At 42.5% G+C, this 4,926-nt stretch carries 8 protein-coding genes; 5 read left to right on the top strand and 3 right to left on the bottom strand.

What is annotated here, in order from left to right; all coding sequences use genetic code 11:
• Window positions 1-80: 80 nt before the first annotated feature.
• Window positions 81-356, top strand: a complete 276-nt coding sequence (locus ACED28_RS22655) for a hypothetical protein (protein ID WP_371710809.1) — start codon at window positions 81-83, stop codon at window positions 354-356.
• A gap of 86 nt (window positions 357-442) precedes the next feature.
• Here the strand turns inward: ACED28_RS22655 and ACED28_RS22650 are convergent, their stop codons facing one another.
• The 3 genes from ACED28_RS22650 to ACED28_RS22640 all read right to left on the bottom strand — a co-directional run bounded on the left by ACED28_RS22650 (window position 443) and on the right by ACED28_RS22640 (window position 2,325).
• On the bottom strand, window positions 443-748 hold the full coding sequence (locus ACED28_RS22650; RefSeq protein ID WP_371710807.1) for a tyrosine-type recombinase/integrase: 306 nt from the start codon (window positions 746-748) through the stop codon (window positions 443-445).
• A gap of 539 nt (window positions 749-1,287) precedes the next feature.
• A complete protein-coding gene (locus ACED28_RS22645; RefSeq protein WP_102533707.1) occupies window positions 1,288-1,707 on the bottom strand; it encodes a type II toxin-antitoxin system PemK/MazF family toxin in 420 nt (139 codons plus the stop codon).
• 12 nt (window positions 1,708-1,719) lie between these two features.
• Complete coding sequence (locus ACED28_RS22640) at window positions 1,720-2,325, bottom strand: S24 family peptidase (RefSeq protein ID WP_272265013.1); 606 nt, start codon at window positions 2,323-2,325, stop codon at window positions 1,720-1,722.
• A 135-nt stretch (window positions 2,326-2,460) separates the two neighbouring features.
• Here ACED28_RS22640 and ACED28_RS22635 point away from each other — a divergent pair, with 135 nt between their 5' ends.
• From ACED28_RS22635 to ACED28_RS22620, 4 genes are all read left to right on the top strand, one after another.
• Entirely contained in the window at window positions 2,461-2,715 is a 255-nt protein-coding gene (locus tag ACED28_RS22635; protein WP_050652207.1) for a pyocin activator PrtN family protein, read from the top strand.
• 9 nt (window positions 2,716-2,724) lie between these two features.
• Window positions 2,725-2,907 carry a hypothetical protein gene (locus ACED28_RS22630; protein ID WP_029224279.1) on the top strand — a complete coding sequence of 61 codons (183 nt, stop codon included), beginning with the start codon at window positions 2,725-2,727 and terminating at the stop codon, window positions 2,905-2,907.
• Window positions 2,908-2,909: 2 nt separating this feature from the next.
• A complete protein-coding gene (locus ACED28_RS22625) occupies window positions 2,910-3,068 on the top strand; it encodes a hypothetical protein (protein WP_017081571.1) in 159 nt (52 codons plus the stop codon).
• The coding region (locus ACED28_RS22620) for a replication endonuclease (RefSeq protein WP_371710806.1) at window positions 3,049-4,926 on the top strand (1,878 nt) is incomplete at its 3' end. The genes ACED28_RS22625 and ACED28_RS22620, both read left to right, overlap by 20 nt.

The raw sequence follows: 4,926 nt of genomic DNA, 5'->3' as shown, positions 1-4,926 counted from the left end.
CATTAGTGATTGTACTCACTTAACTCAGTGTCCAAAACTGCTGGTGCGGATCAAGCTTCATTCGAGCTATTTATATTTGGTTGGACTCTGATGAGGAAAAAGAAACATACGCTTTTGATGTGTTTGCTTTACTCCGTGATGATACAAGTAACGAAAAGGCATCTGAAATTCAAGATACTATTGAAGCGCTAGCTGAAGATCTTGCTGAAAGGGCTGGTTATGATGATCAGAGTGAAATCTACTCCGGTACAGAAAGTACGATAACAGTGGCATATCTAATCAAATTCGTGCGCCTCAATTTAGATTACCTCTCATTGGAAAATAGTGACTCTGATACTGGCCAAGATGTAAATTAACGGTATCTCCTCAAGTTAAAGAAACCAAAAGATTATTTTTTGGTTTCTTCCTAGCTACAATAGGCAACTAATGTACTGCTAGTATTTTAAATCTTCTTGTGTAGTTTATGCGGAAACAACTGCGTATAAACTTGCCATAAGATATTCAAGTTCCGATGACCAGTCACTTGGGCTACTTCTTCAATTGAGTAGCCCTTTTCAAATAACCGACTCGCTCCCTCTCTGCGTAAATCGTGATATCTCAAGTCTTCAATACCCAATTCGTTTCTCACTCGCTGACAGCCTGCGCTCACACGACGCGAGTTGTACGGGAAAATAAGTTCGTCTTTGTTCCTGAATGTTTTCGATTCCCTGTGTATAATCGCCCAATTATTTTTGACTACAATGTCCACTGTGAAGCGTGATTCACCGCTTTGAAGTGTTCTTTTTTAATGCTAGATGCCTTCGTTCCACTCCATCAATACGTACGTATAGGCGTACTGAGTGGGTGAGTTTGTGGCTGAACTAGCGAGTTTCTGTATATAAATGCAGTGTATAGATTTTGAGTAACGCTTTATGAAACCTGACAATACCAGTAAATACGCGGCTAACCGCTTATCCGTTGCTCCGATGTTGGATTGGACTGATTAAGCAGCCTTAGCAAGGGCTGAGCTAGTTTGAGGGGTACTATAGGAGTACTAGTTAGAAGTTTTGCTTCTCCAGAAAAGACAAAACCCCCGCCTAAGCGAGGGTCTTTACAGCAGCACCACGCGGGCTTGTTATCGCCTGATAAGTGGGCTGGCTACATTTCAAAAATGTAGTCTTAGCGCTCCGTTTTGGCGTAAACCAAAGAAGCTTTGACAAGATGATCATATGTTGCAGACTGGGAAAAAGCAAATACATTTATACGATATACGTACACTTTTTAGTAATTAGGAGTAATTACAGTAGATTAGAGGTGATCGCTTAAATTGCCCAAATGTAAGCCATGCAGAACGCAGGAGTAGACCTTCTTCATGCTTTCTCTACCTAATCTATTTTTGAAGTAGACTCGCTTCCCATTATCCACTCCAAGAGATACATAGTTAAAACGTTCGAAGCTAAGTGTATAAATCATGTCAGCCTTAACCCAAGTTGTCCCTCTGCTAAAAAACTTATTTCTAGGCAATTGGTTGTCTTCTAACTGCATATGGTAGTTTTGTGGTTTCTCAGGAGCGACAGTGCTCAATGCAACGACGGTTACCAGTTGATGACCGTCAGGCTTAGTGCCTACAACCAAAACGGGGCGATTCTTTACCATTTCAGGCTGCTTTAAGCCGTAAAAATCACACATAAGTATTTGCCCTACTTTAGGGGAAAATTTAATAGCCAACTCTAATAACCTCTATATTATCTGACCTGACCAAACCACCTCACCAATGATTTGAAAGTCTTTGTGCTCTAAATCTTTCTTGCTGATCTCCCAGGTTTTATAAGCTGGATTATCGCTTACTACCTCAATTCCTTCTGGTAAGAATTGCAGACGCTTAACCAACAATGCGCCTTCAAACCGAAATACATAGATCCCATCTGACGCAAAATCATCAATTCTATTGACCATAACCATACTCTGGTTCTTGAGTGTTGGCACCATGCTGTCACCACGGACGGACAAGAGGAATACGTTTTCTGGTTTGTAACCGAGGTCTTTACGTAGGTATTTTTCGCTGAAGAGGAGAGCGGTGGAGGGATCTTCATTTTCGACAAGTGATCCTGAGCCAGCACTGGCTTCAACTTCGTAGAGTTTGACTGAAACATACCCTCGGGGGGTGACGCTTCCATGAAGAGCTACCTGTTCTGCTTTAAAAAAAATATCTTCAGGTATTTTTCCCCTATAGCGCCAAGTTTGAATGGTTGAAGTGGAGACTCCCAATACTTTGGCTAAATCGACGTTCCGAGAAGTCCCTGTCATCTCTTTTAATTCAGATAATTTATCATCAATTATGCTCATTTAATGCTCCAACATCTCCAAAGTGTGCTTATTTTGTTTTGAGCACCTTTTGATGCTCGTGATTCCTTGAGCACTCATTGAAGTGCCTTTTGGACTCAATTGACCCGAATTAACTAGAGTATCACAGGTGACCAGATGAATATGCACTTCGCATTGTTGGCTCGTTTCGCGAGTCCGACAGTTGAATTAAAGGCCGTAAGTCAGGAGTTTTTTGGGATTTCGCCGAAAACCGCAGAGCAGAAAGCTAAGGCGTGTGATTTTCCTGTTCCTACTTTCAAACTACGCGACTCTGAACGGAGTCCAACGCTGATCAGGGTGGAAGATCTAGCTATGTATATCGAGAAACGATATGAGCTAGCAAAAACCGATTGGCAATCAGTGAATGGATGAGGAGGAATTATGGAAACCCCTATGCATTCTATCAACATCGATTTTACTCATTCCAGTGAAGCTAAGTTGTTACATCGATTAATTGAAAGCCAGTTGAGCCCATCTATTGGGTCCGAGGAGGATAGTTATCTCTCTGTTGTTTTAGGCCAATTTGAAGAAGCAATTGAATTACTTGAAAGTCTGGAGGTGTAGATATGCAAACACCAACAGAGATTCGATTCGATGAGCTGAAATTGATGATTAAGCGCTATCAATATCGTCATGCAAAGTCGCCTCGTCAACGCGAGTTGATTGAGCAACAAGCTAAATTGATAAGTAAGCGAGTATCGAGCTATGCAAGACACAAATCTTAATGTAGAGGAGCAGCTCAAAGAGCAGGCCAGCCGTGATGAAGCGACTCGTTTTTCTCTAGAGACGTCAATTGGTCATCATTTTTTTAAGCTGCTCCCCCGTGTTGTTCAGGAGGATATTGAACATCAACTTATCAAGCGTAAAAAGCGTAAGAATCCTGATAGAAAAAATCTCGAACTCTTTACTGTTGATGTGTTCAGTCATGCCCTAAAACTTTCACCCATTATTGAAGATAAGTTTCCCTTTGCAGATGCTCGTAAAGAGGCCAAACCCAAACCAGTCGTGTGCTCAGAGCTGCGACCGTACATTCAACTTGATCACTTTACGCTGACCAATGACGAAGCGTTGGAACGTTTGGCGTTAAACCTGACCGAAGTGTTCCACTATGACATCCGCCAAGTAGAGCTAAAGGAAAGCTACTTGTCTGCTTTAGATATGGCTTATCAAGCGATTGAAACCCAGATGAAGGAAATCCACCTTGAGCCTCCGAAGTTATATATTACCGAACAGATGCCGCTTGAGGATTGTGAGCGTGAATACGAAAGTGCAATTCGTCGTTGTTTGGATGTTCGATATTTAGTGCGCAAGCTCATTTATCTACGGAATCAATATATTGAGTTCGCTCAAATAGCACTTGAGCGGGTTGGGGGCGAAAAAGCGCAAAGAAGTTACGTATCGAGTCGTTCATTTGAAATGTGGCGCCGCAAGCAGATAGAAGCCGAAAATTATGTTCAGTCGATGGTTGTCGTCAGTGAAGAGACCGACACCGTTTTTGATTTGAGTGAAGTGGTGAAACGAACGACGGCGAATCATGAAAATCGTCGTATTGAGCTGGTGGTACGTTCTAGAGGTGACGAAGAAAGAGCGATCGATTTAGGTTATGAAGGGGTGTTTATTACTTGGACTTTACCGGGAAAGTATCACCGAAGCTCAAAGCATTGGATTGGGTGTACACCGAAAGAAGCCCATATAAATTTGATGGCTCAGTGGAAAAGAGCGAGAGCTCTCTTCAAAAAACATCAAGTTGATTGGTTTGGTCTTCGGGTGGCGGAACCACATAAAGATGGGACTCCTCACGCGCATTTGTTTTTGTATTGTCCTAAACATCAGCTTGAGCAACTAGTGGATATATGCCGTCAGATCGCTATAGAGGAAGATAATGAAGAGCTTAAAACAAAGGAACTTCAGGAAAAACGTTTCTTGGCTAAGCAATGTGATCCATCGAAAGGGACGGCAACGGGCTACATCATTAAATACATTTCCAAAAACATTAATGGTGCTCATATGCCAGAGAAAGAAGCGGATGAAAATGCTTTATCGGCTCGTGCATGGGCATCAATTCATAGAATTAAGCAATTTTCTCAATCGGGCTCTCCTGCAGTGGGGCTTTGGCGTCAACTCCGAAGAGCTAAACCATTAGATACCGCATTCGATGAAGAACTTGATTCACTTCGTGCTCACGCTGATAACTCTAGATGGAAGGGGTTTTGTGAATTAGGTAACAAAGCCAAATTAGCTTATGAAGAGCAGTTTAATAAGTACGGTGAGAAGACCAAACGTGTGGTTGGTTTTCGTTGGTTTGGAAAACTTATTGAGACATGCAGCGAGCACTTTCGATTGGTTAAAAAATCGGACCTGAAGCAAGTGCAAGAAGCGCGGAGCGCTTTACCTTGGAGCACTGAAAATAAGTGTAACCCACCCCCGAAAATCGATATTTCCCCGCTCGAAAAAGCCTTAATGGACGTGACCGGATGGAGCGTAAAAGGGGTTCAATGCTTGCTTAAACCGCTGTCGATGGGGGCGAAAATCCCCATTGATAAGCACACCACTCTCAGCCTTATCAACGGACGGTTGGGAGTC

Source organism: Vibrio sp. 1F253 (genome assembly GCF_041439295.1).
In the GTDB taxonomy this organism is placed as follows: domain Bacteria; phylum Pseudomonadota; class Gammaproteobacteria; order Enterobacterales; family Vibrionaceae; genus Vibrio; species Vibrio tasmaniensis_A.
Note: the sequence above shows the minus strand (reverse complement) of the source record. Positions and strands in the feature narration are given on the sequence as shown.